Origin of the sequence: Sebaldella sp. S0638, assembly GCF_024158605.1 — a bacterium.
Lineage (GTDB): Bacteria > Fusobacteriota > Fusobacteriia > Fusobacteriales > Leptotrichiaceae > Sebaldella.
On the sequence record NZ_JAMZGM010000252.1, the window covers coordinates 1 to 1,407 of the forward strand.

Genomic DNA, 1,407 nt, shown 5'->3' on the forward strand with positions numbered 1-1,407 from the left:
GTTTTTTCTCATTATAGCATACAAATAATAAAAAAATAAACCTGAAATCAATCAGGTTCATCTTCTTCTCTTTTATCCAGTCTTTCAAATACTTTTTTCAAAAATCCAGGTATCGGCACTCCCATTTCTGATATATTCTCAAGAATTGATATCCCTTCATTTGCTATTATAAACACCAATACCAGTGTTCTAAAACTCATTCCATTATCTGATATCAAACTCGCTTTATCCAGCCAATGACCTATTAATATCATTGATAAGAACATTGTTTTCTTTAGCAGTCCTTTCCTACTTCTGCTACTACTGACGACTCCATTATGCCATGCTTTTACCAGTCCAGTTGTAAAATCCAGTACAATAAACATAAAAGCTCCTTGTATTAATATGTCAAATGCACCGAACAGATATGTAAATACTGCCAGTACTCCTGTTGTTATTATTGTTAAATCCAATTTATTCATCTCCTGCTCCTTCCTACCACTTAATACCTGCTTTTATTCCTATCCTTGCTTCTTCAAGCTTATTTATCTGCCCCTCAATATATCCTTCTAGATAGCCTCTGTCTTTTTCTGTTATCTTAAGGTTTGTTGAAGTATTGAAATCCTTTGTTGTATATTTAGTATTATTAAGTATATTATCCACTGTTTTTGATACTATTACATCTGGTATGCTGTTTATTACACTGTCCTTATTATTTGTAACTACTACTTCTTTTGCTACTTCCAGTAAATCTATTTCTGGCCAGAATAATTCTATTATAAATTTCCACACTTTATTTCTTGTACTGCTTAATGTCCATGCTCTTAAAGTATTAAGAAGTACTGCTAGCTTTACCTTATTTAATAACTTCTCTCCCTTAATATCCATTACCTTTACAAGATATTCTGTCACATCATTTAATTTCTTTTTCTTGTACAGGAAATATATTCCTGCTCCTGCTATTATTAATACTATTGCCGATATAATATATATTTTCATTTATTATCCCTCTTTCTTTATATTTTTAGTGAACGGTCTTAATTCCTGTTTTAAGGCCGTCCTTTATTATCATAGGTTCTAACCTTTTAAATATTTTGCTATGGCCTGTGCATAACTTTTCCCCAGTTGTTCCTGTACTGCATTAAGTGTCGCTATATCCCTGTCATTTGATATGAAGCCACTTTCTATTAGTACTGCTGTTGCTTTTGTTTTTTGGAATAATGCATGTCCTCTGGCTCCACTCACATTTGGCTTTACTCCTCTGTTTTTTAATTTTGTTACTTTAAGATTGGCTTCAAGCATTATCTTCGCCAGTTCTTTTCCTTTTTGACTTGTTGGATAGTAAAATACTTCTACTCCGTTTCCTTCATTATAATCCACAGAATTTAAATGAAATGATACAATAACATCATCTTTTGTACTTATTCT

At 31.8% G+C, this 1,407-nt stretch carries 3 protein-coding genes; all 3 read right to left on the minus strand.

All coding sequences use genetic code 11. The features are described 5' to 3' along the window. Window positions 1-47 precede the first annotated feature (47 nt). Window positions 48-461, minus strand: coding sequence for a holin family protein (locus tag NK213_RS20045; protein ID WP_253352644.1), 414 nt, complete (start codon window positions 459-461; stop codon window positions 48-50). A gap of 13 nt (window positions 462-474) precedes the next feature. Next, window positions 475-978 carry a hypothetical protein gene (locus NK213_RS20050; RefSeq protein WP_253352646.1) on the minus strand — a complete coding sequence of 168 codons (504 nt, stop codon included), beginning with the start codon at window positions 976-978 and terminating at the stop codon, window positions 475-477. Between the two features lie 78 nt (window positions 979-1,056). Next, window positions 1,057-1,407, minus strand: a 351-nt coding sequence (locus tag NK213_RS20055; protein WP_253352648.1) for an N-acetylmuramoyl-L-alanine amidase, incomplete at its 5' end; no start/stop codon positions are given.